The organism is Peteryoungia ipomoeae (assembly GCF_004912165.1).
Taxonomy (GTDB): Bacteria; Pseudomonadota; Alphaproteobacteria; order Rhizobiales; family Rhizobiaceae; genus Allorhizobium; species Allorhizobium ipomoeae.
Window position 1 is genome coordinate 495,874 of the sequence record NZ_STGV01000002.1, and the last position, 26,971, is coordinate 522,844.

Below are 26,971 nucleotides of genomic sequence, written 5' to 3' on the forward strand. Positions count from 1 at the left end.
GGACGCAACCGTGACCAAGTCGATCACCAGAATTCGCAGATCCCTCACCGGCGGACTTGCATTTGCCGTTGCCTTTAGCGGCGTTGCCAATCCCGTGACGCAGACCTTTTTCGATCTGCCAAACGTCGAGGCCGCGCAGCAAAGCGTGCTGCGGATCAACAATTTCGGACCCGGCGCAAGACGGACCGTAAAACTTGGATTGAACAAGGCGCTGGTGGTCGATCTTCCGAAGGATGCGCATGACATCCTCGTGGCAGATCCAGTGATGGCGGATGCAGTGACCCGCTCGTCACGCCGCATCTATCTCTTCGGAAAGATGGTGGGCCAGACCAATATCTTCATCTTTGGCGCCAACGGTGAGGAGATCGTCAGTCTCGACATTGAAATCGAACGGGATATCGCCGGGCTTGAGACCAATCTCAAGCGCTTCATCCCTGAATCCGACATCAAGGTAGAGATCGTATCCGACAACATCGTGCTGACCGGCACCGTGCGTACACCTCAGGATGCGGCCCGTGCTGCCAGCCTTGCCGAAGCATTTTTGAAAGGCGGTGAAGCGACCACCCGAAATACTACCGCGACAAGCGAGAGCAGCGGTGATGGGGCGGTTGCGATTTATGCCGAACAACGCCAAACATCGCAAATCGTCAACCTTTTGACCATCGAAGGCGAAGACCAGGTGACCTTGAAGGTGACCGTGGCTGAAGTCAGCCGTCAGGTTCTCAAGCAGCTTGGTTTTTCCGGCAGTGTCTCGGATGGCTCGACGGGCATCAGCTACGCGAACCCTTCAAACCTTGGCAACGCCATCGATCCGACCGGAACGGCGACCATTAGCGCAGGCCTGGGTGGCGTCGGGGTTAACGCTTACATCAACGCCATGGAACAGGCAGGCGTCATGCGGACGCTTGCAGAACCGAGCCTCACCGCCATCTCCGGCGAAGCGGCGAAATTCTATGTCGGTGGCGAATTTCGGCTGGCCGGCCAGCAGGAGGTTACCGAAGAAGGAATCGAGCGCACGATCAACAGCGTTGATTACGGGATCGAACTCAACTTCCGTCCGGTCGTGCTCGCTCCTGGCCGCATCAGCCTGAAGATCGAAACCAATGTTTCCGAGCCGACCTGGGAAGGGTCGCAGGTTACCGGCAACACCTTCCTCGGAACACGGACGACGAATTACAGCCTGCCCGGTTCGACCTTCCTCTCGATCCGCAAACGTGAGGCTTCCACAACTGTAGAACTGCCATCGGGTGGTTCGATCGTGATCGCGGGTCTTGTCCAGGACAATATCCGCCAGGCCATGTCGGGCCTTCCAGGTCTCTCCAAGGTACCCGTGCTCGGCACATTGTTCCGCAGCAAGGACTTCCAGCGCAATGAAACCGAACTTGTGATCATTGCCACCCCCTACCTCGTTCGGCCAGTGGCACGCGATGCTTTGTCCCGCCCGGATGACAATTTCAGCCCGGAAAACGATGGCGCCACTTTCTTCCTCAACAAGGTGAACAAGGTCTACGGCCGCCGCGAAGCTGAAGCTCCGGTGGGCCAATACCACGGCGCCGTCGGCTTCATCTACAAGTGATCGGGGATCGGCAATGACGTTTCAGACCAGACATATCAAGACAGAAAGCCAACCGACCATGGCATCCGCACGTCGCCCTCTCAATGCCCTGCTCCTTGGCGCACTTGCCCTTGGCGCGCCGCTGATCGTTACCGGTTGCGGCAATCTCAACAAGGACAAGATGTCGACCTCGGCAGTCTCGGATGACTATCGCAGCCGGCATCCGATCATGCTGAGCGAGGTTGAGCATACCCTGGACGTTCCCGTGGCATCTGGCGATCGCGCGCTAACGGTCGGAGTGCAGGATTCGATCGCGGGCTTTGCCGCGGACTATCTGGCAGCTTCGAAGGGAACCATTCAGGTCCAGCTGCCGCATGGTTCGCCAAACTCGGGCGCAGCCAACGCCGTTCGCAAGCAGATCCGCACGGTCCTCACGACACGCGGGGTCGCGCCAAACCAGATTATCGAAACCTCCTACAACGCGGGGAATACAGGCGCCACAGCACCAGTTCGCCTGAGCTATGTTGCGATCACCGCCATGACAAATCCCTGCGGCGAATGGCCTGAAGACCTCCAGGACAACACCTACAGCAACCGCAACTACCACAATTTCGGCTGCGCAACCCAGAGCAACCTTGCAGCGCAAATTGCCAACCCGATGGACCTCGTGACGCCACGCGCGGCAGCGCCGATCGATGCGGCTCGCCGTTCCACCGTCATCGGACTGTACCGCAAGGGCAGCGACACGGCGACAGATTGATGCATGCCTTGCCGGGGACAGGAGTAAGATCATGAGTGCGATCGATTACGAATTTGACACAGGGTCTAGGTCGAACCGAGACCAGCATGACGGCGCCCATACGGGTGATGTCGAGGCCTTGCGTCCGCTGCCGCGAATCTCGGTGCATGCGTTTTGCATCAGCGATGGTTTCCACCGGATCATGGACCAATGCGCCGTCGACCGGCGCATGGGCCGGGTAAGCCTCAAGATTACCCATGGCAATATCGCCGCCGCCGCCAGCATGTTCAGCTCAACGCCAACGCCCAACCTGGTGATCATCGAAACTGATGCAGGCCCCCGGGAGCTCCTTAACGAACTCGCGCCGCTGGCGGAGGTTTGCGATCCGAGCACACGGGTGATTATCGTTGGCCGCTATAATGACATTGCACTCTATCGCGAGCTGATGCGCAACGGCATATCCGAATACATCGTGGCGCCGTTTACGATGGCCGATGTCATGGCGGCAATTGCCTCCATTTTCGTCGATCCGGATTCAGAGCCGCTTGGCCGGACGATTGCCTTTATCGGGGCCAAGGGTGGCGTGGGTTCTTCCACGATCGCGCATAACTGCGCATTTGGCATTTCCTCTCTGTTTTCGACTGAAACAGTGCTGGCCGATCTCGATCTGCCGTTCGGAACCGCGAATATCGACTTTGACCAGGATCCGGCCCAGGGCATCGCCGAAGCGGTTTTCACGCCAGAGCGTCTGGACGAAGTCTTCCTCGATCGGCTCTTGACGACATGCGGTCAGAACCTTTCGCTGCTTGCCGCTCCGTCGATGCTCGATCGGGGCTATGACTACGAGCGCGGTGCGTTCCAGCCGATCATGGATCTGCTGCAACGAACGGCTCCGGTCACTGTGCTTGATCTTCCTCACACCTGGGCTGACTGGACGCGTGCCGTTCTCGCGGATGTCGACGAAATCGTCATCACCTGCGCTCCGGATCTCGCCAATCTGCGCAACATGAAAAACATGCTGGACGCGCTGAAGAAGATGCGGCCCAACGACAAGGCTCCGCATCTGATCCTCAACCAGGTCGGCATGCCGAAACGGCCCGAGATTGCGCCCAATGATTTCTTCGAGCCGCTGGAAATGCAGCCGGTCGCAATCATTCCATTCGACGCACAGCTGTTCGGGACAGCCTCCAATAGCGGCCGCATGATTTCGGAAATGGATGCGAAATCACCGACCGCCGAGACCTTTTCGCAGATTGCGCATCTGGTGACGGGGCGCGCGACCATCAAGAAGCCGAAGAAGGCGGGCCTAGGCTCTCTGATCGAAAAGCTTCGCAAGAAATAACAGTTGGTAGAAACGGGTAAAGCTCATGTTTGGCAAACGCGGAAACGAGGGTTTCGGCAAAGGCGGATCAGGCGTCGGCACGATGCCGCCGCAGGCTGCGCCCGCAGCACCCGCACCTCGCCCCAGCAGCAGTGCGCCGCTTGAACCCGGCAGCCCGGAGGCAAGCGCACGCCAGCAGGTTGCATCTCCGCCAATGCAGACGCCGCAGCGCAAAAAGCCGCAGCGCACGGACGAATATTACGACACCAAGAGCCAGGTCTTTTCCGCGCTGATCGACACGATCGATCTTTCGCAGCTCGCGAAACTGGACGGTGAGAGCGCACGCGAAGAAATCCGTGATATCGTCAACGACATTATCACGATCAAGAACTTCGCGATGTCGATCTCCGAGCAGGAAGAGCTGCTCGAAGATATCTGCAACGACGTTCTCGGTTACGGTCCGCTGGAGCCGTTGCTTGCCCGCGACGACATCGCCGACATCATGGTCAACGGCGCTGGTCAGACCTTTATCGAAGTCTCCGGCAAGACGATCGAATCGGAAATCCGCTTTCGCGACAACGCCCAGCTTCTTTCGATCTGCCAGCGCATCGTCAGCCAGGTCGGCCGACGAGTCGATGAATCCTCCCCGATCTGCGACGCACGCTTGCCCGACGGTTCGCGTGTCAACGTCATTGCGCCTCCCCTTGCCATCGATGGACCGGCACTCACGATCCGTAAGTTCAAGAAGGACAAGCTCAAACTTGACCAGTTGGTGAAGTTCGGTGCGATCACGCCGGAAGGCGCCGAGGTTCTTCAGATCATCGGACGCGTCCGATGCAACGTCGTCATTTCTGGCGGTACAGGTTCCGGTAAGACAACGCTGCTCAACTGCCTAACCGGCTATATCGATGCAGACGAACGCGTCATCACCTGCGAAGACACGGCCGAACTGCAGCTGCAGCAGCCGCATGTGGTTCGCCTCGAAACCCGCCCTCCCAACATTGAAGGCGAAGGCGAGATCACCATGCGTGACCTCGTCAAGAACTGCCTTCGTATGCGTCCTGAACGCATCATCGTCGGTGAAGTGCGCGGACCGGAGGTCTTCGACCTCTTGCAGGCGATGAACACGGGCCACGACGGCTCGATGGGCACGATCCACGCCAACACACCGCGCGAATGCCTGAACCGTATGGAATCGATGATTGCCATGGGCGGCTTCTCGCTGCCGGCCAAAACGGTGCGCGAAATCATCTCGGGTTCGATCGACGTCATTATTCAGGCCGCACGCCTGCGCGACGGTTCGCGTCGCATCACTCACATCACCGAGGTGCTCGGCATGGAGGGTGACGTGATCATCACCCAAGACCTTGTCCGCTACGAAATGGAAGGCGAAGACGCGAGCGGCCGTATTATCGGACGCCATGTGTCGACCGGGATCGGCAAACCGCATTTCTGGGATCGCGCGCGCTACTACAACGAGGAACGCCGCCTCGCCGCGGCCCTCGATTCAATGGAACAGAAGTCCAAGGGAGTTTGACGTCATGTTCGGCTTCGATCCCACCGTTATCGCGATCGTTGCGCTTGTTGCGGTATCCACGGGCGCCATCGCCTATGGCCTGCTGTTTTCCCGTATCGAAACCGAGAAAAAAACCAACAGCCGCATCAACAAGGTCCGGGCCGCGGAAACTGACCGAGCCAACATGAAGGCGGCGCGCGACCGCGTGCAGGAGATATCCAAACGACGCAAATCGGTACAGGACTCCCTGAAAGAACTGGAAAAGAAGCAGGCTGAGCGTACGAAAAAGCAAAACGAACTCAGCCTTAAAGCCCGGCTGGGTCAGGCGAACCTGTCAATCACCCCAGTGCAATTCTATCTCTTCAGCGGCGCCTTCGGGCTCTTTGCCCTGCTCTTCAGTTTTCTCGCGGGCTTTCAGCCCCTGGTGCTGCTCGGGATCTTCGTGATCGCGACACTGGGATTGCCCCGCTGGATACTGGGCTTCCTGGTCAAGCGCCGTCAAAAGCAGTTTCTAGAGGAGTTTCCCAACGCGCTTGATGTCATGGTGCGGTCAATCCGATCGGGCCTGCCCCTCAACGATGCGATCCGCATGATCGCGTCAGATGGTCAGGAGCCGGTCAAGAGCGAGTTCCGCCGCGTGGTTGAATCACAGCAATTGGGGCTTGGTGTGCCGGATGCGGTGGCTCGCATGCACCAGTCCATGCCGCTGAATGAGGTGAGTTTCTTTTCCATCGTCATTGCCATTCAAGGGCAGGCAGGTGGCAACCTCTCTGAGGCGCTTGGCAATCTGTCGCGCGTTCTGCGCGACCGCAAAAAGATGAAGGCGAAGGTGCAGGCACTCTCGATGGAGGCGAAAGCCTCGGCTGCCATTATCGGCGCCCTCCCCTTCATCGTGACCCTGCTCGTGTATCTAACCTCTCCGGACTACATCATGGTCCTGTTTACCGATGCCCGTGGTCATATGATCCTTGGCGTATCAGGGGTCTGGATGAGTATCGGCCTGCTCGTCATGCGCAACATGATCAACTTCGACATCTGAGGACGGACCATGGGCGACCAGTGGGCAACACAATATACCGACCCGGCGCTGATCATAGCCGTTCTGGTCTCTCTGGCTGTCTTTGCCACGCTCTACACGCTCGTCGTGCCCTATTTCGAACGGGGCGATCTCAACAAGCGAATGCGAGCAGTCTCGACCGAACGGGATATCATCCGCTCGCGGGAACGCGCCAAGATGAACGCCGAATCCGCCCAGGGGCGCGCTTCACTGCGCGCCACGGACAACCAGTCCGTCAAGAACATTGTCGAGCGCTTCAACCTGCGCAAGGCACTGGTCGATGACAAGACGGTCGACAAACTGAAGTCGGCTGGCCTGCGCTCTCAAAATGCACTGAACACCTACCTCGCCGCGCGCTTTCTTCTGCCCTTCGCCACCCTGACGCTGACCGGCATATGGGTTTTTGTCATGGGCGGGCTTGCCGAGAAAGGCATGCCGATCCGCATCCTCGCGGTTATCGTTGGCGGTTACATCGGGTTCTATCTGCCGAATATCTACGTCTCGAACAAGGTGACCAAACGGCAGCAATCGATCAAGCGGGCCTGGCCGGATGCTCTCGATCTGATGCTGATATGCGTTGAGTCGGGCATTTCGCTCGAGGCTGCCATGCGGCGCGTGGCTGACGAAATCGCGGAACAATCCGCAGAGCTCGCGGAAGAAATGGTGCTGACCACTGCCGAGCTGTCCTTTCTTCCCGATCGCCGCCAGGCGCTTGAAAACCTCGGCATCCGTACACAGCTCGACGGCGTCAAGAACGTGGTTCAGGCGCTGATACAGGCTGATCGTTACGGCACTCCCATTGCGCAAGCGCTGCGCGTTCTCGCCCAGGAGGGGCGCGATGAGCGCATGAACGAAGCGGAAAAGAAGGCAGCCGCCTTGCCACCAAAACTGACCGTACCAATGATCCTGTTTTTCCTGCCGGTTCTGGTTGCCGTCATTCTGGGCCCAGCCGGCATTCAGGTCTCAGACCGGTTCTAGGCGACAAGGCCTTGGAGCCGAGGATGATCAGTGCAGCGTGCCCTGCTCGTCACGCAGGAGTTCCAGCGCATCCTGCAAAGCTTCGACCAGAATGTCGGTCAATTCATCGGACTTGTTCTCAAGGATCATGAGCTGCAAAGCCATGTCCTGTTGCTCAAAATAGTGGTCCGGTCCTTCGGTCATCATCATGTCCCCTTACCCACCGAATCATTTCGGGTAAGGTCGAGCATCTGACAGCAGGCTTGTGCAAGGCTTTCTGGGTTCAACCCGTGACCTGAGGCTTCCCTTCGACCACAGTTCGAAAGGTGGAAAAGAATTCGGCGGCGAGCTTTTTGGATGTGGATTCAATCAGCCGGCTGCCAAGCTGGGCAATCTTGCCGCCAACTTCGGCCTTGACTTCATAGGTGAGGAGCGTCGCATCGGGACCGTCTTCGACAAGCGCGACGTCCGCCCCGCCCTTCGCAAATCCGGCCAGTCCTCCCTTGCCCTCTCCGGCGATGGTGTAGGAATGGGGAGGATTGAGGTTCTGAAGCTCGACGGCACCGTCAAATTTCGCTTTTATCGGCCCAATCTTCAGCACCACCCGCGCGCTCATGCTGGTCTCTCCAGTTTTCTCAAGCGCCTCGCATCCAGGTATTGCCTGCCGAAGGACTTCCACATCGTTTAACGCTCGCCACACGGTCTCGATTGGCGCCTCGATGCGTTCACTGCCCTGCATGTCCATGAGTTTTTCCTCCGTCAAACGGCTCCCTTCCGTTCATTTAGAGGAAGTGCATGCTTGGCAGCGATATGCAAGCGCTGGAGCGCGCGGATGGTCAGGATCAAACGAGGACAGCCTGCTCAACCCGGTCCTCAGTGCCGAAGAAACGCAGATATCGCTCGACTTCACTCGGCTCGCCCGTCGCCTTTCGCGGATTGTCAGACAGCTTGACTGCCGGACGGCCATTGGCCTCCGACACCTTACAAACAATCGAGATGGGCTTCAGTCCGGCAATCTCGCTCGGCGCACAGCCGGCAAAGTCATTGGTAAGGTTGGTGCCCCAGCCAAAACTCATCCTGACCCGGCCAGCAAAATGCCTGTAGGTATCGATGATGGCATCGACATCGAGACCATCAGAGAAGATCAAAAGCTTCTTGCGCGGATCGCGCCCCATCTTCTGCCACCACTCGATGATTTTCTCCCCGCCCTCGATCGGCGGCGCACTGTCGGGCCGAAAACCTGTCCAGTCGGCAACCCATTCGGGTGCATGCCGCAAAAAAGAAGCGGTGCCATAGGCGTCGGGCAGCACGATCAGCAGATTGCCACCGTACAACGTGTTCCAATCCTTCAGGACTCGATAGGGTGCAGCCGCCAGCTCCTCGTCATTGCGGGCCAGCGCCGCGACAACCATGGGCAATTCGTGGGCATTGGTACCGACCGCTTCGAGGTCTGAATCCATAGCCAGCAATACATTGCTGGTGCCGGTGAAGGCTGGACCGATCCCCTCCTTCAAGGCTTCGACACACCAGCGCTGCCAAAGAAAACTGTGCCGGCGTCGGGTGCCGAAATCCGAAATGCGAAGGCCCGGCAATTCCCTGAGCCTTTCGACCTTGGACCACATCTTCGCTTTGGCCCGGGCATAGAGAACATCAAGTGTGAAGTATCCAAGCGACTTCATCGCGGCGCGCGAGCGAAGTTCGTTGATGATGGCAAGCGCGGGGATTTCCCAAAGCGTTGTCTCCATCCACGAACCGTGGAAGGTAAGTTCATATTGTCCATCCTTGGTCTTCAGCTCGTATTCCGGCAATTGCAGGGTACTGAGCCAAGCCAGAAACTCCGGCTCGAAGATTTGGGACCGACCGTAGAAGCTGTTGCCGGCGAGCCAGATGAGTTCCTTCTTGGTGAGCCGGAGCGATCGGACATGGTCCAGTTGATCGCGCAATTCCTGCTCGTTAATCTCGTCCGCGAGACGAACGGTCTTTGTCCTGTTGATCAAAGTGAAGGTGGCATCGACATCTGGATAAAGTTTCCAGATCATCTGCAACATCAAAAGCTTGTAAAAGTCGGTGTCGATCAGACTGCGAATTATCGGATCGAGTTTCCAGGCGTGGTTGAACACCCGGGTCGCGATGTCAGTCTTCGTCATTGCTCAGCCTTCCCTCCGAGGCTGAACCACGGCAAGACGGCCGAAGCGGTTCGGCCGTCTTCCTTGGAAGTTATCGACAATCAGTTTGCGCTTGTCCAGCCGTGAAGCCCGCCGCTTACGGCGTGGTCGTGGTTGGCTGAGCGCTATTCTCGGCTGGTGAGGGTGCTGTCTCGGTTTGCGGCTGGTTTGCGGGCTCATCCGGAGCAATGGAATTGCCCCACCATTCCGCCGGAATCCAGACCAGCAACGCAAGAATCAAGCCCACCAGCAAAACGATCAGGACAGGTTTGCCACGAAAGCCCTGACGGGCCTCTGTGGCGGGCATCGGCTCAGGGCTCAGACCGCGTGTGCGTCGATCTGTCGTACCCGGCAGGTCGGTTCGGCTATTCATCCAAGTCTCCCTTCATATGTGGGTCAGGCCTCTCACAAGGACTGTTCCCACGTTTAACGGGAGAAATTGGGCTTTGTTCCGGTTGGGTCAGTAACCGACCGAACGGTCGACAATGTTCTCCAGCGGCTTCCCCGCCTCAATCCGCGATATCTGTTCCTGGACATGGCGGAAAAGTGCGCGCACTTCAGACGCTGCTGCGGCGTGCGGCGTGACCACGACGTTCTCCATCGCCCAAAGAGGGCTGTCGACCGCCAGGGGCTCACGTTCAAAGACATCGAGCGACGCAGCCTTAAGAGTTCCATCCGACAGGCAGGCGATCAGATCTGACTCGACCTGGCTTCCGCCGCGCCCGGCATTGAGAAAGATCGGTCCGCCGAGTGCGCCATGGCGATTCAGCTTTTCAAATATGGCCCGGTCAAACATGCCCCGCGTCTCCGGGGTCAATGGCAGAAGCCCCACAAGGATGTCGGTGCGTGCCAGAAATTCTTCAAGGTCGGAAGCGTCGTAGGTTTCAATGCCGTCCAGTTGCTTCTTGCGCCGAGACCAACCGAGGACACTGAATCCCATCGTCTTCAGCTTCTGCGCGGCATCGGCACCAAGAACGCCCAAGCCCATGACACCGACGGTGACATCCCGCGCCTCCGGCTGTCGCTTAACTTCGGCCCAGGTGCGGCGCTCCTGCTGGCGGGCATAGACGAAACCGTGACGCAGATGATGGAGACACTGCCAGACGACCCACTCGCTCATCCGATCGGTGAGGCTACGGTCGACGAAACGAACCACCGGCACATCCGGCAGATCGGGGGTCGTCATCACATGATCCACGCCAGCGCCACCGGAGAAAACCGCCTTCAGCCCTGTTGCGCGCTTGAACAGCAAGGGGTCTGGTTTCCAGACCACCGCATAGGCAGCCTTCGAGAGATCCTGCCATGCCGAGCTAGGATTTCCCATATCTATGACCGTTCTGCCCGGAAAGGCATTTTCCAGCGCAGATACCACTTCGTCTCGACTGAACTTCAAATCTATGATGATGGAATTGGCATCGGCCATTGTCATGCTCACGTTATTGACGGATCCCGCCGGCTTCGACGGCCTCAAGACTGAAAGCGGCAGCCATCAGGGCCCGGGTGTATTCCTGCTTCGGTGCATTAAAAATCGTCGCTGCTGGGCCCTGTTCAACAACTTTGCCGGCACGCATGACGATCAGATCATTGGCAAGAGCCTTCACAACCTTCAGATCGTGACTGATGAAGAGATAGGCGAGGTCGTGGCGGGCCTGGAGCTCGCGCAACAGATCGACGACCTGCGCCTGCACCGTCATATCGAGGGCCGAGGTCGGCTCGTCGAGCATGACAAAGCGCGGCTTCAGCACCATGGCCCGGGCAATTGCGATGCGTTGCCGCTGCCCGCCGGAAAATTCGTGTGGGTAGCGCCAGCGAGTTTGCGGATCGAGGCCGACTTCCTCCAAGGCCCAGCAAACGCGCTTGTCACGTTCATCGGCGGAAAGGCTTTTCTCGTGAACCTTCAATCCCTCGGCGATAATTTCACCAACGGACATGCGGGGGCTGAGCGAGCCAAACGGATCCTGAAAGACAATCTGCAGCCTGTCGCGCAGTGGCCGCATGTCGCCATAGGAGTAACTGTTGATATCCTTGCCGATAAAGCTGATGCGGCCGCGCGAGGAGATGAGACGGGCCAAGGCCAGACCAAGCGTCGTTTTGCCCGATCCGGATTCCCCCACGACGCCCAGCGTCTGCCCTGCCCGGAGCGTCAGGTCCACACCATCCACGGCTTTCACGTGATCGACGGTCTTGCGCAGAAAGCCTGCCTTGATCGGGAACCAGACCCTGATGCCCTCGCCCTCCATGACGACCGGCTTTGTCTGATCGGCGACCGGCGGCTCGCCGCGCGGCTCCGACCCGAGAAGCTTCTTGGTGTAGTCATGTTGCGGTCGCTCGAAGATCTCCTCGACAAGGCCTGCCTCGACAATCCGGCCCTTGGTCATGACACAAACGCGATCAGCAAACTTGCGGACGATGCCAAGATCATGGGTGATGAACAGCATGGACATGCCATGCTCCGTCTTAAGCTTGGCCAGAAGCTCAAGGATCTGCGCCTGAACAGTCACATCGAGCGCCGTCGTCGGCTCGTCGGCGATCAAAAGCTTCGGCCGGTTGGCAAGCGCCATGGCAATCATAACGCGTTGGCGCTGACCACCGGAGAGTTCATGCGGGTAAGCGGTGAGACGCTTTTCCGGCTGACGGATACCGACCTGGTTCAACAGTTCCAGAATGCGTGATCGTGCCGCGGCTCCCGTCAGCCCCTGGTGCAGCCCAAGGATCTCCCCGATCTGTCGCTCGATCGTATGGAGCGGATTGAGCGATGTCATCGGCTCCTGAAAGATCATCGTGATGTCGTTGCCGCGCACCTTACGGAGTTCAGCCTCGCTCGACGTCATCAGATCCCGCCCATCGAACAGGATCTCGCCGGACGGATGGCTGGCCGAGGGATAGGGGAGAAGTTTCAGGACCGAAGCGGCAGAAACCGATTTGCCCGAGCCGGATTCGCCCACCAGTGCCACGATCTCACCCTTGCCGATATCGAAGGACACTCGATCGACGGCAAGACTTTCTCGTCCACCCTGGTGAAAGGCAACAGAAAGATCGCGCACGGAGAGAAGTGGTTTTTCTGTCATCGGAAAGTCTTTCGCGGATCAAAGGCATCCCGCACGGCTTCGCCGATGAAGATCAGGAGCGACAGCATGATCGACATGGTGAAGAAGGCAGTGAGGCCGAGCCATGGCGCCTGCAGGTTTCGCTTGCCCTGGGCGATCAGTTCTCCGAGCGAAGGGGAGCCGGGCGGCATGCCGAAGCCGAGGAAGTCGAGCGAAGTCAATGTCGTGATCGATCCTGACAGGATGAACGGCAGGAAGGTCAGCGTGGCCACCATGGCATTGGGAAGGAGGTGGCGATACATGATCGTCCAGTTGCCAACGCCCAAGGCCCGCGCAGCGTTCACATACTCGAAATTCCGCGCACGCAAAAATTCCGCGCGGACGATGCCGACGAAGCCGACCCACGAGAAGAGCAGCATGATGCCAAGCAGCACGAAGAAGCCCGGCGGCAGAATTGCTGCTATGATCAACAGGATGTAGAGGACCGGCAGCGACGACCAGATCTCGATGAAACGCTGCATGAGGAGATCCGTCCAGCCACCGAAATAGCCCTGAACCGCCCCTGCGGACACGCCGATGACAGCTGACGCCAGCGTCAGCGCCAGACCGAACAGGATCGAAATCCGGAAGCCGTAGATCATCCGGGCTGTCACATCTCTGGCCTGATCATCGGTGCCCAACCAGTTCATGTTGCCAAGCACGCAGTTGGGATCCGCAGCTTTCAGCGGATAGGCCGAGCAGCGTGTTTCCTTGTCCATAAGCCAGAAAGGCGGCGTCGGTGCCGATTGCGGTATTTCGGAATTGACCGTGCGGTAGGAATAGCGGATTGGCGGCCAGATCATCCAGCCATTGGCATTGATTTCATCGGCGATGAAGGACGAGCGATAATCGGTGAGTGCCAGAAAGCCGCCGAATTTTTCCTCCGGATAGTCGACAAGCACAGGGAAGAGGATTTCCCCCTTGTAGGAGGCCACAATCGGCTTGTCATTGGCGATGAACTCAGCCCCAAGGCTGAGAAGGAAGAGCGCCAAGAAGATCCATAGCGACCAGAAGCCGCGGCGGTTCGCCTTGAAATTCTCGAGACGTCGGCGGTTTGTTGGCGAAAGGAATGGACGCTTCTCTGGAGCGGGGACGACCGCAGTGTCTGTCGCAGACATCACACGTCCCTCCGTTCGAAGTCGATGCGTGGATCGATCCACGTGTAGATCAGGTCGGAAACCAGACTGATCACGAGACCCATCAGCGAGAAAATATAAAGCGTGGCGAAAACGATCGGATAGTCCCTGTTGACGATGGCGAGATAGCCGAGGCGGCCGAGGCCATCGAGCGAGAAGATATTCTCGATCAACAGCGAGCCCGTGAAGAATGCCGAAATGAAGGCGCCCGGCATGCCGGCGATCACGATCAGCATCGCATTGCGGAACACGTGGCCGTAAAGCACCTGCCGTTCGCCCAGCCCCTTGGCGCGGGCGGTCACGACATATTGCTTCTTGATCTCATCAATGAACGAGTTCTTGGTCAGCAACGTCGTGGTGGCGAAGGCCGACAACAGAAGCGCGGTCAGTGGCAAGGCAAGATGCCAGAAATAATCCAGGATCTTCTGCCACCAGGAGAGCTCTGCAAAATTGTCAGACGTCAGCCCGCGCAGCGGGAACCAGTCGAAGAAGGACCCGCCGGCAAAAAGCACGATCAGCAGGATGCCAAACAGGAAGCTCGGGACAGCATAGCCGATGACGATGACACCTGAGGTCCAGACATCGAAACTCGATCCATCCTTGACCGCCTTGCGGATACCAAGGGGTATCGAGATGGCGTAGGAAATCAGAAGCACCCAGATGCCGAGCGAAATGGAAACCGGCATCTTCTCGATGATCAGGTCAATAACGGACGTATTGCGGAAAAAGCTCTCGCCGAAATCGAAGCGACTGTAATTCCACAGCATTTCACCGAAGCGCTGAAGCGGCGGCTTATCGAAGCCGAACTGCTGTTCGAGCTTGGCAATGAGATCAGGGTCCAGGCCTTGCGCGCCGCGATAGCGGGAACCGCTTTCTTCGATGCCTGATTGCTGGCCGAACATGTCGCCACCGCCCGACAGGCGGGCATCGGCACTGTCGCCCTGGCCGCTGAGCTGGGCAATCACCTGCTCCACGGGACCACCGGGGGCGAACTGCACCACGATGAAGGAAATCGCCATGATGCCGACGATGGTCGGGATCATCAAAAGCAGGCGGCGCAGAATGTATGCTGTCATGCCAGGCGCTCCGTCACGGCAGTCCGTTTTGTATCCGGGCGCAGCCCCATTCCATCAGCCAAGCAGAATGCCTCCATCGTTGAGCGATTCGTGATCTTCATTCCTAGACCGTCCATTCGGTTGCGCAAAGCCCGTGGCGAAGCTCAGGGGGATTTGGCCCACCATATGTCCGGGAAACCGATCGAATACTCCGGCAGTTCGGGACGCGCAAACTTGTCCCAATAAGCGATCCGTGAGGCACGCAAAGTGTAGGTCGGCAACGTGTAGTGGCCTGCGAGAAGCAGGCGATCCAGAGCCTTCACCGTCGGGATCAGCGTTTCCCGGTCCTTGGCGAAAATGATCTGATCGATCAGTTTGTCGATTGCCGGATCGGAGATGCCGGCATAGTTTTGAGCTCCCTCACGCGACACTGACTGAGAGGCCCAGTAGTTTCGTTGCTCATTGCCGGGGTTAAGGCTTTGGGCCCAGCCATTGTAGACCATGTCATAATCGAAGGTGCGTACCCGGTTGGCAAATTGCGCAGCGTCGACGGTTCGAACAGAGGCGGTAATTCCGATTTTCTTCAGGTTGTCAGCAAACGGCAATGCCACGCGCTCGATGGTGGGTCCATTCAAAAGGATTTCAAACTGCAGCGGCTTTCCGCTGGAGGCCTGAACCATTTTGCCGCCTTGAATCTCGTAGCCCGCTTCCTTCAGCAGCGCCAAAGCCTTGCGAAGGTTGTCACGCAGTTTGGCGCCGTCGCCGGCCACAGGATTCTGGTAGGGGGCGGTGAGCACCTCCTGCGGGACCGCGTCGCCAAGCGATTTCAGGATCTCCAGCTCTTTTCCGCTTGGCGCGCCCGACGAGGCGAGTTCGGAGCCGTAAAAATAGCTGTCTATCCGCTGGTACTGGTCAAAGAATATGGTCCGGTTCAACTCTTCGAAGTCAAAGGCGTAATTCAGCGCCTTGCGAACGCGCAGATCCTTGAAAATCTCCCGGCGGGTATTGGCGATGAAGCCGACGAGAACACCTGATGTCTTGTAGCTGTTATCCAGCACCTCCCGCTTGACCCTGCCGTCTGTGACGGCCGGGAAATCATAGGACCTCGCCCACCGCATGGCCGAATTCTCGGCCCAGAAATCGATGCTCCCTGATCGGAACGCCTCGAACTCGACATCAAGGTCCGCAAAATAGGTGTAGGTCTGCGTGGCAAAGTTGTTGTAGCCGATATTGACGTTCAGATCCTTGCCCCAATAGTCGTCGCGAAGTTCGTACTGGATCGTTGCTCCTGGCCGGAAGGATTTGATCTTGTAGGGCCCAGAGCCCAGGATAGGCTCGAGCGTTGTCCGGGAGATATCACGTGGCTTGCCGTCAGGGCCGTTGGCTGTCCACCAGTGTTTGGGAACGATATCGAGTTGCCCGACAATCATGGGCAGTTCCCGGTTATTCTTTTCGTCAAAGGTGAAGGTGACCTCACGGTCGCCGGTCTTCTTCGCCTCGACCACATGGGCGTAGTAGATAGAATATTGCGGGTTGAGATCCTTGAACTTCTCGAAACTGAAGATCACGTCTTCAGGGGTGACGGGCATACCATCCGCCCATTTTGCCTCGGTGCGCAGGCGAAACTTGGCATAGGAGACATCGTCGGGATAGGCGACGGCTTCCGCTAGTAGGCCATATTCCGCGTCGACCTCATCCATCGACGGCTTCATCAGCGTTTCCGTGACCCGGGATGCCCGCGGCGCTAGACCTGCCGCCAACTCACCTTTGTCGAGGACCGGATTGAAGCTGTCGAAAGTACCCGTCGCAGACAAATTCAACGTCCCACCTTTTGGCGCCGCCGAGTTCACGTATTTGAACTTTTCAAAACCCTGCTCATACTTTGGCGCCTCAATAACCGACAGAGCATGCCGCCATATCGGCTGCTCTGCCAAGACAGCGCCGGCCATGCCGCAAGCCAGAATCCCCACGGCTGCGAAGACGAAACGTTTGGCCAAGGTCATGAGTACCCCCATATTTCAACTAGGTTCAGGATAGGGGAAATCGCGGCAAAATACAGACTGTTGACACAGAAGTGAGCCTATTGCCTTTCCTCGATTCACCACGATCACCATTCAGGATAGGATGGTCGCGTGATTCCACTGGCGCGCATTGCCGGTCACCGAGGACAGCTTTGACGATGATTGCAATCAACTGGATGCGGGGGATGTCTCGCATCGTCCTTCTTTCGGCAGCGATTTCTGCCGTGCTCGTGGAGAGCGTGGTCGCAGAGGCCCCGCCGGCCAAAGAACTTTTTGGCGGAATGAAGCTGCCGAGCCGGGCTGCCCCCTCTCCCTTCGGCTCCTATGCCAAGGGGTGCATTTCCGGTGCGGTTGCCATTCCAACGGATGGGCCGACCTGGCAAGCCATGCGCCTCTCACGCAACCGGCGCTGGGGCCATCCGCAAATGATTGCGCTTCTGGAGCGCTTTTCCAGGGATGCCGTCGCTTTGGGGTGGGGGTCCGGAATCCTGATTGGCGACATCTCGCAGCCGCGTGGCGGCCCAATGCTCTCCGGTCACGCCTCGCACCAGATCGGACTTGATGCCGATATCTGGTTCACCCCGAAACCCGCTCAGCCGCTCAGCCCGCAGCAGCGGGAAGATATGCCCTTCACGTCCATGCTCGATGAGAGCAAGTTTCTGACGGTCGACAGACGGCGCTGGACCGCGACCCATGCCCAGGTGGTCGTGCAGGCGGCCAGCTATCCGCAGGTGGAGCGCGTTTTCGTCAATCCGGCCATCAAGAAGAAACTCTGCGACACGTGGACGGGCAACAGAGCGGTCCTCGGCAAGATCCGCCCGATCTATGGTCACGACGCGCACTTTCATATCCGCATCAAATGTCCGGACGGTGCCGCCGGTTGCCAGCCACAGGCCGCAGTTGCGCCGGGCGATGGCTGCGACAAGTCGCTTGCCTGGTGGTTCACTAAGGAACCCTGGGCGGCCCCCAAAAAGGATCCGAACAAAAAGCCACCGCCACCGCCAAAACCCATGGGGCTTTCCGCATTGCCCAAGGCGTGCTCGACCGTGCTTTCTCTTGATGCCCGCAACGAGATGGAAGCAACCTTCCGGACTTCCGGTGGTGAAGGCGCCTTGCCAACGACCAACGCCTACGCGGCACCGCCTGCCCCAGCCACAGCCGGTGGCGCGTTCGAGTTGCCTGCCTGGGTTCCGGTTCCGCCACCCAGACCGACCGGCTTGTGAGAGCAGGACTACAATGCTGCGTCTTTCCAACAGCGTCCAGCTGGTCTAAACGAAAGATCAAATCGATTTAAAGAGGCCAGTCGCCTGCCATGACCCGTGTCCCCTGCATCGCCCTCATCGCACACGACCAGATGAAGGATGAGATGGCGAGTTTTGCAACGCGCCACGTTGCAAAGCTTCTTCAATGGCGGATCGTCGCCACAGGCACAACCGGCGGGCGGATCAAGGATGCCTGCCCGGAACTCGACGTGACGCGGCTGAAAAGCGGTCCTCTTGGCGGCGACCAACAGATCGGCGCCTTGATATCGACAGGCGAGGTCGACATGCTGATCTTCTTCGTCGATCCCTTGACCCCCATGCCGCATGATGTTGATGTCAAGGCACTGATGAGGCTTGCGACTGTCTACGACATACCGATGGCACTCAATCTGGCGACAGCCGAAATCGTGATGCAGACCCTGACTGCCTGAGGCAGCGGCCAACGACCGGACAGACAATGGCAGAGACACGCCCCAACCAGAAGCTCCCATTCCCCATCCTGATCGGCGATATCGGCGGCACCAATGCCCGCTTCTCGATCATTGTCGACGAGAGTGGCGAGACCGTTCGCTTTCCCGATGTGGTCAACAGGAACTTCTCAACGATTGACGAAGCAATCCGGCTCTCGGTGCTGTCGACGTCCAGCCACAAGCCGAAATCGCTGATTCTCGCTCTGGCCGGCCCGATCAAAGGTGATGAGGTCCCCCTCACCAATTGCCCCTGGGTGGTTCGGCCAAAGGTATTGATGGCTGACCTTGGCTTCAGCGAAGTGCTGCTTCTGAATGATTTCGAGGCGCAGGCGCTTGCCGCTGCCACCCTGCAGCCGAAGGATTGCCAGCCCCTTGGCCCGATCGGAGAAGCGCCTTCGGCTTCGCGTGTTGTTCTCGGTCCCGGCACCGGGCTGGGAGTGGCCGGTCTCGTCAGGGCGCGGGATATGTGGTTTCCCGTACCCGGTGAAGGCGGCCATGTGGATGTCGGGCCACGGACGGCGCGAGACTATCAGATCTGGCCGCATCTCACGCCGGTGCACGACATCAACGCCACGCTTGGCCGCATTTCTGCCGAGGAGCTCCTGTCCGGTCGCGGTCTGATGAACATCTATCGCGCCTTGTGCAAGGCGGAAGGCAACCGCACGCCTGCGTTCGATGAACCCGCACAAGTCTCGGCTGCCGGACTTGCGGGAAGCGATGGCCTGGCTTCTGAAGCGCTTGAGCTGTTTGCCACCTATCTCGGCCGCGTTGCAGGCGACCTTGCCCTGATCTTCATGGCCAAGGGTGGTGTCTTCCTCGCCGGCGGCATTTCGCCGAAAATCCTGCCGGCCCTGCAAAGCGGCGCGTTCCGCAAGGCGTTTGAAGACAAAGCGCCGCATCAGGCCGTGCTGCAAGGCATAGCGACGTTTGTCGTCACGCATCCGCAGGCCGCCCTGCATGGCCTTGCAGCCTTTGCGCTCGATCCCGACGCCTTCGGCCTTTCCACGGACGGTCGTCACTGGGCTTAGGCGCCCTTGACCCTGCTGCTATGGCCAAACAGGCCATGACTGGCTATAGAGCGGCGGCGCCGGGTTCGGCGCCGCGACAGCAACGGGCAGGGATAACTTTCTTGACAGCGACCAACGCCTCCAAACCCGAAACCGACAGGATCAGTGATATCCTGCGCAGGGTCATCGCTGAAAACGGACGCGAACATGTGCGCGGCTATGCCTTTGCGATCCTGTGTCTGCTGACGGTGGCGGCAACGACGGCCTTTACGGCATGGATCATGGAAGCCGTCATCAACGAGGCCTTTGCCAATCGCCGTGCCGATCTGGTCTGGCTCATCTGCGGATCAATCTTTGTCGCCTTCGTGATCCGCGGACTTGCGGGCTACGGACAGGCTGTCACCCTTGCCAAGATCGGCAACAATATCGTTGCGCGCTACCAGACCCGGCTTTTCAACCATCTCATGAGCCTGTCGGTCGGCTATTTCAGTGAGGCCCGCTCGGGTCGGCTCGCGGCCCAGATCAACCAGAACATCAACGGCATCCGCGACGTGTTGAACCTCACCGTCACCTCGCTTGCCCGCGATCTCGTGACGCTCATCGCCTTGCTTGGGGTGATGTTTTATCAAGACATCGTCCTATCGATGATCGTCTTTACTGTCGCTCCACCTCTCTTGCTGGGTCTGCGGTACATTTCCAAACGCCTGCGTACAGTCACAAAGGACGCCGTCATCCTCAACGCGCATGTGCTCGGTGCGATGCAGGAAACCGTCCAGGGTATCGCCATCGTCAAGGCCTTCACCATGGAGCCCGTCTTGGCAGGCAAGATCCAGGCGACCATCGAAGCTGCGGAGAAACGTTCCAACCGGATCGCACGGCTGAGCGAACGCAATGGTCCGTTGACCGAGTCGCTGGCGGGCTTCTCAATTGCCGGGGTGATGGCCTATGCCGCCTATCAGGCGATTTACGGCGGGGTATTGCCGGGCTCCTTCTTCTCCTTCGTCACCGCGCTTCTGCTTGCCTATGAACCGGCCAAACGTTTGGCAAAGCTTCAGGTCCAGATGGAGCGCGCGGCCGTCAATGCGCAGATGATTTACGAAATCCTCGACACGCAGCCGCATCAGCGCGACAAGCAGGGTGCCGGGTCGTTCGAGGCAAGCAACGCGCGCATCGAGTTCCGCAATGTCACCTTTGGCTACGGCGATAACCCGCCTGTGCTGCGCAATGTCAGCTTCGTGGCAGAGGGCGGCAAGACGACCGCGCTTGTCGGGCCTTCGGGGGCCGGCAAGTCGACGGTGATCACGCTTGTTCCGCGCTTCTATGATCCGATGGAAGGCGAGATCGTCATTGACGGACAGAATATCGCCGACGTCACCAAAACCTCCCTTCGCCAGCATATCGCCTATGTATCGCAACAACCCTATCTCTTCGAGGGAACCATTCGCGACAACATCCGCTACGGCCGGCCTGAGGCGACGGACGGCGAGGTCGAGGAGGCGGCGCGCCTCGCCAATGCCCACGATTTCATCCTTGCTCAGCCGCTGGGCTACGACACGCCTGTCGGCGAAAACGGCGTGACACTGTCCGGCGGCCAGAGACAGCGCCTCTCGATCGCCCGCGCGCTGGTGCGCAATGCGCCGATCCTCCTGCTGGACGAAGCGACCTCCGCGCTCGATACGGAATCGGAGGCCCTGGTACAGCAAGCGCTCGACGCTGCCATGGCGGGACGCACCGTGATTGTGATCGCGCATCGCCTTTCGACCGTCGTCAACGCCGACAAGATCATTGTCATGCAAGCGGGCCAGGTCGTGGAACAAGGCACGCATGAAAGTCTTGCGCAGCAATCAGGCGGTCTTTACGCTCGCCTCAACAATCTGCAGGCCGCCCCGAACGGCCCAATCTCCATCTAGGGACGATCAAGCATGAATACGCCGATGAAGCTCGTTGTGGTTGGGGCCGGTGGCCGGATGGGTAAGACCCTGATCCGCCTAATCAGCGAAACACCGGGCCTGGCACTGCATGCTGCTGTCGAGCGGGCGGGGTCTCCGGCTCTCGGTCGCGATGCCGGAGAGCTTGCCGGTGTGCCGGCGCTTGGCGTTCCCGTAACCGACGATCCGCTGCAGGCCTTCCTGGAGGCCGAAGGGGTGATTGACTTCACGTCACCCGCGGCAACAGTCGAATTCGCAGCACTCGCAGCGCAGGCCCGCATCGTTCACATCATCGGAACCACCGGATGCCTGGCGGAGCACGAAGAAAAGATCGACGCGGCAGCGCGCCATGCGCGCGTGGTTAAGTCCGGCAATATGAGCCTTGGTGTCAACCTGCTCTCCGTTCTCGTTAAACAGGCGGCCCAGGCGCTGGAAGCTTCGGGATGGGATATCGAGGTGCTTGAAATGCACCACAGACACAAGGTCGACGCGCCCTCGGGCACGGCACTGCTTCTCGGGGAAGCTGCCGCCGAAGGCCGTGGCGTTTCGCTTGCCGAGCATTCCGTGCGGGTGCGTGACGGACACACCGGCGCGCGCGAAGAGGGCAGCATTGGTTTCGCCACCCTGAGGGGCGGCTCTGTGATTGGCGAGCATTCCGTGCTGTTTGCCAGCGAAGGTGAGATCGTCACCCTCTCGCACAGCGCCGCCGACCGTTCGCTTTTCGCCCGCGGCGCGCTGAAGGCTGCCGTCTGGGCTCGGGACAAAAAGCCCGGCCGCTATACCATGCTCGATGTACTCGGGCTCAACTCCACCCCCTGATCGTCAAGAGAGGAATTGTCGATGACCGGTACACTCGTGCTCGTGCGCCATGGCCAGAGCGACTGGAACCTGAAGAACCTGTTTACCGGCTGGCGTGATCCGGACCTGACGGAGCTTGGCGTGCAGGAAGCCAATGCCGGCGGCAAGGCGCTGGCCGACTACGGCATCAAGTTCGACATCGCTTTCACGTCCGTCCTCACCCGTGCACAAAAGACCTGCAACATCATCCTCGAAAATGTCGGTCAGACCGGTCTTGAGACAATCAAGGACGAGGCTCTAAATGAGCGCGACTACGGCGACCTTTCCGGCCTCAACAAGGACGATGCCCGCGCCAAGTGGGGCGAAGAACAGGTGCATATCTGGCGCCGTTCCTACGACATTCCGCCGCCGGGCGGCGAAAGCCTGCGCGATACCGGCGCGCGCGTCTGGCCTTACTACATGACCGAGATTCTGCCCCGTGTTCTGCGCGGCGAGAAGGTGCTGGTTGCGGCGCATGGGAATTCGCTGCGTTCGCTCGTCATGGTGCTGGATAAGCTGACCAAGGAGCAGATCCTTGGGGTCAATCTCGCGACCGGCGTTCCCATGGTCTACAAGCTCAACGCCGATTCGACCGTTGCTTCGAAGGAAGTGCTAGGCGACATGTCCGCCGCCCACTGACCGCAGAGATTGCCCCGGAAATGAAGGAAGCCGCCCACGGGGCGGCTTCTGCATTTTCAGTGACTATTCTTTAGTTTACTTGCTTGCGCATGAAACCCTGGATCAGATCGGCAAGCGCTTCCGGCTGCTCGACCGAAGGGATATGGGCGCAGTCATCGATCACCTCGAAACGGGCACCGGGGACGAGCTTCGAGCCGGCCTCGACGGTGGCGGGCGGCGTCGAGCCGTCCTGATCGCCGACAACGAAGAGCGTGGGAACCGTGATGGTCGGCAAGACATCGGAGAAATCCGTGTCGCGGAGCGCAGCGCATGTCGAGAGATAGCCAGACAGGGACTGGCGCATCATCATCACGCGGTAGCCTGCCAGTTCATCGGCGCGGTCTTCGTGGAAGGCCGGTGTGAACCAGCGTGCCATCGAGCTGTCTGCGGCGCTTTCCAATCCATTTTTCTCAATGCCGGCGATGCGCTCTGCCCAGATCTCGGCCGTGCCGATGCGGGGAGCGGTGTCGCACAGAATGAGCTTGCGGAACAGATCCGGCCGTTCCTGCCAGAGGCCCTGGCAGACGAGGCCACCGACGGAGAGACCGCAGAAGGTCGCCTTGCGGATGCCGAGTTCGTCGCAGAGACCGGCGAGATCCGAGACCAGATCGGCCATGCCGAAAGGTTTGTCGGCGCCGCCGGAAAGGCCGTGGCCGCGGCTGTCATAAAGCAGCACAGACACATCATCGCCAAGCTCGTCGAAGAGCGGCAGCCAGATGCGAAAGTCGGTGCCGAGCCCATTGGAAAAGACGATCAGATTCTTGGCTTTCGCCTCGCCGATCAGCTCATAGTGGACGACATTGCCGTTGATGGTCTTGAAGGCCAAATCTCATACTCCTTTGGGCCGAAGCAGCCCCTTGTTCTCTCAACCGGCCGAAGCCGGAAATTCTCAGTGCGCCTCATCCCAGTTATGCGCGGCGCGGGCGTCGACCTTCAGTGGGACGCGCATCGAAACGGCTGGCATGGCTGCATTTTCCATGATGTCGACGATAACCGGCATCGCGGTCTCGACAGCATCGTCTTCCACTTCGAAGATCAGTTCGTCATGCACCTGCAGAAGCATGCGGACACGCTCGGACAGACCGGCAGCGGCGAGAGCCGGCTCGATCTGGATCATGGCGCGCCGAATGATGTCGGCGGCCGAGCCCTGGATGGGCGCGTTGATTGCTGCCCGCTCGTTGAAGGCGCGCATCGACGGGTTGGACGACTTGATGTCGGGATAATGCGCTCGACGTCCGAAAATGGTTTCTACATAGCCATGCTCACGGGCGAAGGCCTTGGTGCTCTCCATGTAGTCCTTGATGCCGGGGAAGCGCTCGAAATACCTCTTGATGTAGTCGCCAGCTTCCGAGCGCTCGATGCTCAGCTGGTTGGCGAGGCCGAATGCGGAGATGCCGTAGATGATGCCGAAGTTGATCGCCTTTGCACGGCGCCGGACATCCGACGGCATGCCTTCTACCGGCACGCCGAACATTTCCGACGCCGTCATCGCATGAATGTCGACGCCGTCGGCAAAGGCTTGGCGCAACTGCGCGATCTCGGCAACGTGCGCCAGCACGCGCAGTTCAATCTGGCTGTAGTCGGCCGAGAGCAGCTTGTGGCCGGGCGTCGAAATGAAGGCCGTGCGGATCTTTCGGCCTTCGGCGGTGCGGACCGGAATGTTCTGCAGGTTCGGCTCGGAGGACGACAGGCGACCGGTGGTTGTCGAAGCCAGCGAATAGCCGGTGTGGACGCGCTTGGTCTGCGGATGAATGTAGCCGGGCAGCGCATCGGTGTAGGTGGACTTCAGCTTGGTGAGCTGGCGCCAGTCGACGATCTTGCGCGGCAGCGGCGCGCCCTCTGCGGCAAGATCTTCGAGCACCTGCGCGGAGGTGGACCATTGGCCTGTCTTGGTCTTCGAGCCGCCGGGAAGCCCCATCCTGCCGAACAGGATGTCGCCAAGCTGCTTCGGCGAGCCGACGTTGAAGCGTTCCCCGGCAAGTTCGTAGATCTCGTCTTCGGCAGCGGCGGCCTTCTGGGCGAGTTCGCCTGATAGCCGCGAGAGGATCTGACGGTCGACGGTGATGCCACGCTCTTCCATATGGGCGAGCACGGGAACCAACGGGCGTTCCAAACGCTCGTAAATTCGGGTCAGGCCTTCCGCCGCAAGCCTCGGCTTCAGTACCAGCCAGAGCCGGAGCGTGACATCCGCATCTTCGGCCGCGTAGGCGGTTGCGCGATCGATATCGACCAGATCAAAGGTGACAGAGGATTTGCCCGAGCCGGCGACGTCCTTGTACGGGATCGGCGTGTGCCCGAGCCACTTCTCCGAGAGGCCGTCCATACCGTGGTTGCCCTTGCCGGCATCCAGCACATAGGACAGCAGCATCGTATCATCGAAGGACTGCATGACGATGCCGTGGCGCTTCATTACCAGATAGTCGTATTTCAGGTTCTGCGCGACTTTCAGGACCGACGCATCCTCCAGCAGGTCCTTGAGGGCAGCGAGCGCCTCCTTCATCGGGATCTGTCCCTCGGCGGGGCCTCCACCCAGGAGATCGCCAACACCCGTCTTGTGCGCGAGCGGGATGTAGGCGGCGCGGATATCGCTCGAGCCGGGCGACAGCACATTGTCCTGGATGGCGATCGACACGCCGACGAGTTCGGCTTGCATCGGGTCAAGCGAGGTGGTTTCGGTGTCGAAGGCGACAAGACCGGTTTCGCGGGCTGCCTTGATCCAGAGTTCCAGCGTCTCGAAATCGCGGATGGTCACGTAGGCGCTGGTGTCTATCGGCTTACCGGCAAAAGCATTGGCGCGGTTCGCTGCGAGATCGGCGGGCGTTGTGCCGTCGGGCCCGGCGGCCGAGGCGGCAACGGTTGTCGCCGAATTCGGTGAAGTGGATGCCGCTGGCGTTTCGCCGGCATCGAGATCGGGACCGCGGGCAGCATCGCCCCATTCGACCGGCACGACTGCCGGATCGATCGCACCCGCATCGCAGTCGCAAACTTCGGCGACACGGCGGGTCAGCGTGGTGAATTCCATGGCCTTCAGGAAGGCGATCAGCTTCGGGCCGTTCTGCGGCTCCAGCACGAGTGCTTCGAGATCCATGTCCAGCGGCACGTCGGTGCGCAGTTCGACGAGCTGTCGCGAGACGCGGGCAAGCTCGGCATTGGCGACGATGTTTTCGCGGCGCTTGACCTGCTTGATTTCGCCGGCGCGGGTAAGCAGGGTTTCTAGGTCACCGAACTCTTCAAGCAGCTGGGCCGCCGTCTTCGGGCCGATACCGGGAATGCCCGGAACGTTGTCCGTCGAATCGCCCGTCAGTGCCTGCAGATCGATCATCTTCTCCGGCGGAACACCCCACTTCTCTATGACGTCAGGAATACCGATCTGCTTGTCCTTCATCGCATCGTACATATGCACGTTCGACGTGACGAGCTGCATCAGGTCCTTGTCGGACGAGACGATGGTAACATCGGCGCCCACCGCTTCGGCTTTGCGGGCATAGGTCGCGATGATATCGTCGGCCTCGAAGCCTTCCGTCTCGATACAGGGGAGATTGAAGGCGCGGGTAGCATGGCGGATCAGGCCGAATTGCGGGATCAGATCTTCCGGCGGGGCCGAGCGATTGGCCTTGTAAAGCGGATAGATTTCCTTGCGGAAGGTCGTCGACGAATAATCGAAGATGACCGCCAGATGCGTCGGCGTCACCCCGACATCGGTGTTGCGCGCATCGCGCAACAGCTTCCACAACATGTTGCAGAAGCCCGAAACCGCGTTGACGGGCAGACCGTCCGATTTGCGGTTGAGCGCCGGAATGGCGTGGAAGGCGCGGAAGATGAAACCCGAGCCGTCAACGAGAAAGAGATGATCGCCTTTTTTCATGTCGGCATGGATAGCGCGGAGCGCTGCAAACGTCCATGAGCGTTCTCGGTGCCGCCTCGAAATCCTACCGCCGGCTACGCCTAAAACGTGAAACAGCAACCGCTCACGAAAAGCTTACCGAATTGTAATCTGGGTTTCCCTTGAAAAACCGCATTCGGCTCCACAATTCCTAGTCATCGGCGACTGATCACGCCGAAGTCTGAAAGAGGCTCGTCCCCCGCCGCTTCAGACTGGACAAGGGCCTTATCCCCCTCTCCGGGCCTTTGTCCCAATTTTCCGGAGCCGTCGCAGCAGCCCCCGCCTTTTGCTGCGGCGG

23 protein-coding genes are annotated in these 26,971 nt (G+C 59.4%); 12 read left to right on the forward strand and 11 right to left on the reverse strand.

Translation table 11 applies throughout. From position 1 onward, the window contains the following. The first annotated feature begins 10 nt into the window (after positions 1-10). Genes FAA97_RS08885 through FAA97_RS08910 form a run of 6 tightly spaced genes read left to right on the forward strand, consistent with a single transcriptional unit; the run spans position 11 to position 7,166 of the window. Entirely contained in the window at positions 11-1,576 is a 1,566-nt protein-coding gene (locus FAA97_RS08885; protein ID WP_136598167.1) for a type II and III secretion system protein family protein, read from the forward strand. Positions 1,577-1,589: 13 nt separating this feature from the next. Then, positions 1,590-2,315, forward strand: a complete 726-nt coding sequence (locus FAA97_RS08890) for a CpaD family pilus assembly protein (protein ID WP_136598168.1) — start codon at positions 1,590-1,592, stop codon at positions 2,313-2,315. Between the two features lie 31 nt (positions 2,316-2,346). Then, a complete protein-coding gene (locus tag FAA97_RS08895; protein WP_136598169.1) occupies positions 2,347-3,636 on the forward strand; it encodes a CpaE/TadZ family protein in 1,290 nt (429 codons plus the stop codon). A 25-nt stretch (positions 3,637-3,661) separates the two neighbouring features. Further along, positions 3,662-5,152 carry a TadA family conjugal transfer-associated ATPase gene (locus FAA97_RS08900; RefSeq protein WP_136598170.1) on the forward strand — a complete coding sequence of 497 codons (1,491 nt, stop codon included), beginning with the start codon at positions 3,662-3,664 and terminating at the stop codon, positions 5,150-5,152. A 4-nt stretch (positions 5,153-5,156) separates the two neighbouring features. Next, complete coding sequence (locus FAA97_RS08905) at positions 5,157-6,170, forward strand: type II secretion system F family protein (protein WP_136598171.1); 1,014 nt, start codon at positions 5,157-5,159, stop codon at positions 6,168-6,170. 9 nt (positions 6,171-6,179) lie between these two features. Beyond that, complete coding sequence (locus FAA97_RS08910; protein WP_136598172.1) at positions 6,180-7,166, forward strand: type II secretion system F family protein; 987 nt, start codon at positions 6,180-6,182, stop codon at positions 7,164-7,166. 27 nt (positions 7,167-7,193) lie between these two features. Here the strand turns inward: FAA97_RS08910 and FAA97_RS21065 are convergent, their stop codons facing one another. The 9 genes from FAA97_RS21065 to FAA97_RS08950 form a co-directional block, all read right to left on the reverse strand. Continuing rightward, positions 7,194-7,355, reverse strand: a complete 162-nt coding sequence (locus tag FAA97_RS21065) for a hypothetical protein (RefSeq protein WP_168800947.1) — start codon at positions 7,353-7,355, stop codon at positions 7,194-7,196. 73 nt (positions 7,356-7,428) lie between these two features. Continuing rightward, complete coding sequence (locus tag FAA97_RS08915) at positions 7,429-7,890, reverse strand: SRPBCC family protein (RefSeq protein WP_136598173.1); 462 nt, start codon at positions 7,888-7,890, stop codon at positions 7,429-7,431. Positions 7,891-7,987: 97 nt separating this feature from the next. Then, the gene (gene pncB, locus FAA97_RS08920) at positions 7,988-9,292 is read right to left on the reverse strand and encodes a nicotinate phosphoribosyltransferase (protein ID WP_136598174.1); all 1,305 of its coding nucleotides are present in this window, start codon (positions 9,290-9,292) and stop codon (positions 7,988-7,990) included. 115 nt (positions 9,293-9,407) lie between these two features. Then, positions 9,408-9,683 (reverse strand): hypothetical protein, encoded by a 276-nt coding sequence (locus FAA97_RS08925; protein ID WP_136598175.1) that lies wholly within the window; start codon positions 9,681-9,683, stop codon positions 9,408-9,410. 87 nt (positions 9,684-9,770) lie between these two features. Continuing rightward, complete coding sequence (locus tag FAA97_RS08930; protein ID WP_136598329.1) at positions 9,771-10,733, reverse strand: 2-hydroxyacid dehydrogenase; 963 nt, start codon at positions 10,731-10,733, stop codon at positions 9,771-9,773. Positions 10,734-10,746: 13 nt separating this feature from the next. After that, positions 10,747-12,378, reverse strand: a complete 1,632-nt coding sequence (locus FAA97_RS08935; RefSeq protein ID WP_136598176.1) for an ABC transporter ATP-binding protein — start codon at positions 12,376-12,378, stop codon at positions 10,747-10,749. After that, positions 12,375-13,514 carry an ABC transporter permease gene (locus tag FAA97_RS08940; RefSeq protein WP_136598177.1) on the reverse strand — a complete coding sequence of 380 codons (1,140 nt, stop codon included), beginning with the start codon at positions 13,512-13,514 and terminating at the stop codon, positions 12,375-12,377. The genes FAA97_RS08935 and FAA97_RS08940 overlap by 4 nt, the downstream gene beginning before the upstream one ends. After that, positions 13,514-14,608: a microcin C ABC transporter permease YejB gene (locus FAA97_RS08945; protein WP_136598178.1), complete on the reverse strand. Its 1,095-nt coding sequence runs from the start codon at positions 14,606-14,608 to the stop codon at positions 13,514-13,516. The genes FAA97_RS08940 and FAA97_RS08945 overlap by 1 nt, the downstream gene beginning before the upstream one ends. A 143-nt stretch (positions 14,609-14,751) precedes the next feature. Then, the gene (locus FAA97_RS08950) at positions 14,752-16,590 is read right to left on the reverse strand and encodes an extracellular solute-binding protein (protein ID WP_136598179.1); all 1,839 of its coding nucleotides are present in this window, start codon (positions 16,588-16,590) and stop codon (positions 14,752-14,754) included. Between the two features lie 203 nt (positions 16,591-16,793). Between FAA97_RS08950 and mepA the strand changes: the two genes are divergently transcribed. The 6 genes from mepA (at position 16,794) to FAA97_RS08980 (ending at position 22,751) form a co-directional block, all read left to right on the forward strand. After that, the gene (gene mepA, locus FAA97_RS08955) at positions 16,794-17,831 is read left to right on the forward strand and encodes a penicillin-insensitive murein endopeptidase (protein WP_425467411.1); all 1,038 of its coding nucleotides are present in this window, start codon (positions 16,794-16,796) and stop codon (positions 17,829-17,831) included. A gap of 89 nt (positions 17,832-17,920) precedes the next feature. Next, the gene (locus tag FAA97_RS08960) at positions 17,921-18,301 is read left to right on the forward strand and encodes a methylglyoxal synthase (protein ID WP_136598180.1); all 381 of its coding nucleotides are present in this window, start codon (positions 17,921-17,923) and stop codon (positions 18,299-18,301) included. A 26-nt stretch (positions 18,302-18,327) separates the two neighbouring features. Next, the gene (locus FAA97_RS08965; RefSeq protein ID WP_136598181.1) at positions 18,328-19,368 is read left to right on the forward strand and encodes a glucokinase; all 1,041 of its coding nucleotides are present in this window, start codon (positions 18,328-18,330) and stop codon (positions 19,366-19,368) included. Positions 19,369-19,403: 35 nt separating this feature from the next. Further along, on the forward strand, positions 19,404-21,257 hold the full coding sequence (locus FAA97_RS08970) for an ABC transporter ATP-binding protein (protein ID WP_136598182.1): 1,854 nt from the start codon (positions 19,404-19,406) through the stop codon (positions 21,255-21,257). Between the two features lie 12 nt (positions 21,258-21,269). Continuing rightward, positions 21,270-22,094, forward strand: a complete 825-nt coding sequence (gene dapB, locus FAA97_RS08975) for a 4-hydroxy-tetrahydrodipicolinate reductase (protein WP_136598183.1) — start codon at positions 21,270-21,272, stop codon at positions 22,092-22,094. A 21-nt stretch (positions 22,095-22,115) separates the two neighbouring features. Continuing rightward, positions 22,116-22,751 carry a 2,3-bisphosphoglycerate-dependent phosphoglycerate mutase gene (locus tag FAA97_RS08980; RefSeq protein ID WP_069042601.1) on the forward strand — a complete coding sequence of 212 codons (636 nt, stop codon included), beginning with the start codon at positions 22,116-22,118 and terminating at the stop codon, positions 22,749-22,751. Between the two features lie 70 nt (positions 22,752-22,821). Here the strand turns inward: FAA97_RS08980 and pcaD are convergent, their stop codons facing one another. Then, on the reverse strand, positions 22,822-23,616 hold the full coding sequence (gene pcaD, locus FAA97_RS08985; protein WP_136598184.1) for a 3-oxoadipate enol-lactonase: 795 nt from the start codon (positions 23,614-23,616) through the stop codon (positions 22,822-22,824). A gap of 63 nt (positions 23,617-23,679) precedes the next feature. Beyond that, positions 23,680-26,655, reverse strand: a complete 2,976-nt coding sequence (polA, locus tag FAA97_RS08990; protein WP_136598185.1) for a DNA polymerase I — start codon at positions 26,653-26,655, stop codon at positions 23,680-23,682. Positions 26,656-26,971: the final 316 nt, after the last annotated feature.

Coding starts and splice junctions, on each gene's coding strand:
- FAA97_RS21065 (WP_168800947.1), bottom strand. CDS start 7,355: ATGATGATGACCGAAGGACCGGACCACTATTTTGAGCAACAGGACATG.
- FAA97_RS08910 (WP_136598172.1), top strand. CDS start 6,180: ATGGGCGACCAGTGGGCAACACAATATACCGACCCGGCGCTGATCATA.
- FAA97_RS08960 (WP_136598180.1), top strand. CDS start 17,921: ATGACCCGTGTCCCCTGCATCGCCCTCATCGCACACGACCAGATGAAG.
- FAA97_RS08930 (WP_136598329.1), bottom strand. CDS start 10,733: ATGGCCGATGCCAATTCCATCATCATAGATTTGAAGTTCAGTCGAGAC.
- pncB (WP_136598174.1), bottom strand. CDS start 9,292: ATGACGAAGACTGACATCGCGACCCGGGTGTTCAACCACGCCTGGAAA.
- dapB (WP_136598183.1), top strand. CDS start 21,270: ATGAATACGCCGATGAAGCTCGTTGTGGTTGGGGCCGGTGGCCGGATG.
- mepA (WP_425467411.1), top strand. CDS start 16,794: ATGTCTCGCATCGTCCTTCTTTCGGCAGCGATTTCTGCCGTGCTCGTG.
- FAA97_RS08905 (WP_136598171.1), top strand. CDS start 5,157: ATGTTCGGCTTCGATCCCACCGTTATCGCGATCGTTGCGCTTGTTGCG.
- FAA97_RS08895 (WP_136598169.1), top strand. CDS start 2,347: ATGAGTGCGATCGATTACGAATTTGACACAGGGTCTAGGTCGAACCGA.
- FAA97_RS08940 (WP_136598177.1), bottom strand. CDS start 13,514: ATGTCTGCGACAGACACTGCGGTCGTCCCCGCTCCAGAGAAGCGTCCA.
- FAA97_RS08980 (WP_069042601.1), top strand. CDS start 22,116: ATGACCGGTACACTCGTGCTCGTGCGCCATGGCCAGAGCGACTGGAAC.
- polA (WP_136598185.1), bottom strand. CDS start 26,655: ATGAAAAAAGGCGATCATCTCTTTCTCGTTGACGGCTCGGGTTTCATC.
- FAA97_RS08970 (WP_136598182.1), top strand. CDS start 19,404: ATGACTGGCTATAGAGCGGCGGCGCCGGGTTCGGCGCCGCGACAGCAA.
- FAA97_RS08935 (WP_136598176.1), bottom strand. CDS start 12,378: ATGACAGAAAAACCACTTCTCTCCGTGCGCGATCTTTCTGTTGCCTTT.
- FAA97_RS08965 (WP_136598181.1), top strand. CDS start 18,328: ATGGCAGAGACACGCCCCAACCAGAAGCTCCCATTCCCCATCCTGATC.
- FAA97_RS08900 (WP_136598170.1), top strand. CDS start 3,662: ATGTTTGGCAAACGCGGAAACGAGGGTTTCGGCAAAGGCGGATCAGGC.
- FAA97_RS08950 (WP_136598179.1), bottom strand. CDS start 16,590: ATGACCTTGGCCAAACGTTTCGTCTTCGCAGCCGTGGGGATTCTGGCT.
- FAA97_RS08915 (WP_136598173.1), bottom strand. CDS start 7,890: ATGGACATGCAGGGCAGTGAACGCATCGAGGCGCCAATCGAGACCGTG.
- FAA97_RS08890 (WP_136598168.1), top strand. CDS start 1,590: ATGACGTTTCAGACCAGACATATCAAGACAGAAAGCCAACCGACCATG.
- FAA97_RS08925 (WP_136598175.1), bottom strand. CDS start 9,683: ATGAATAGCCGAACCGACCTGCCGGGTACGACAGATCGACGCACACGC.
- FAA97_RS08945 (WP_136598178.1), bottom strand. CDS start 14,608: ATGACAGCATACATTCTGCGCCGCCTGCTTTTGATGATCCCGACCATC.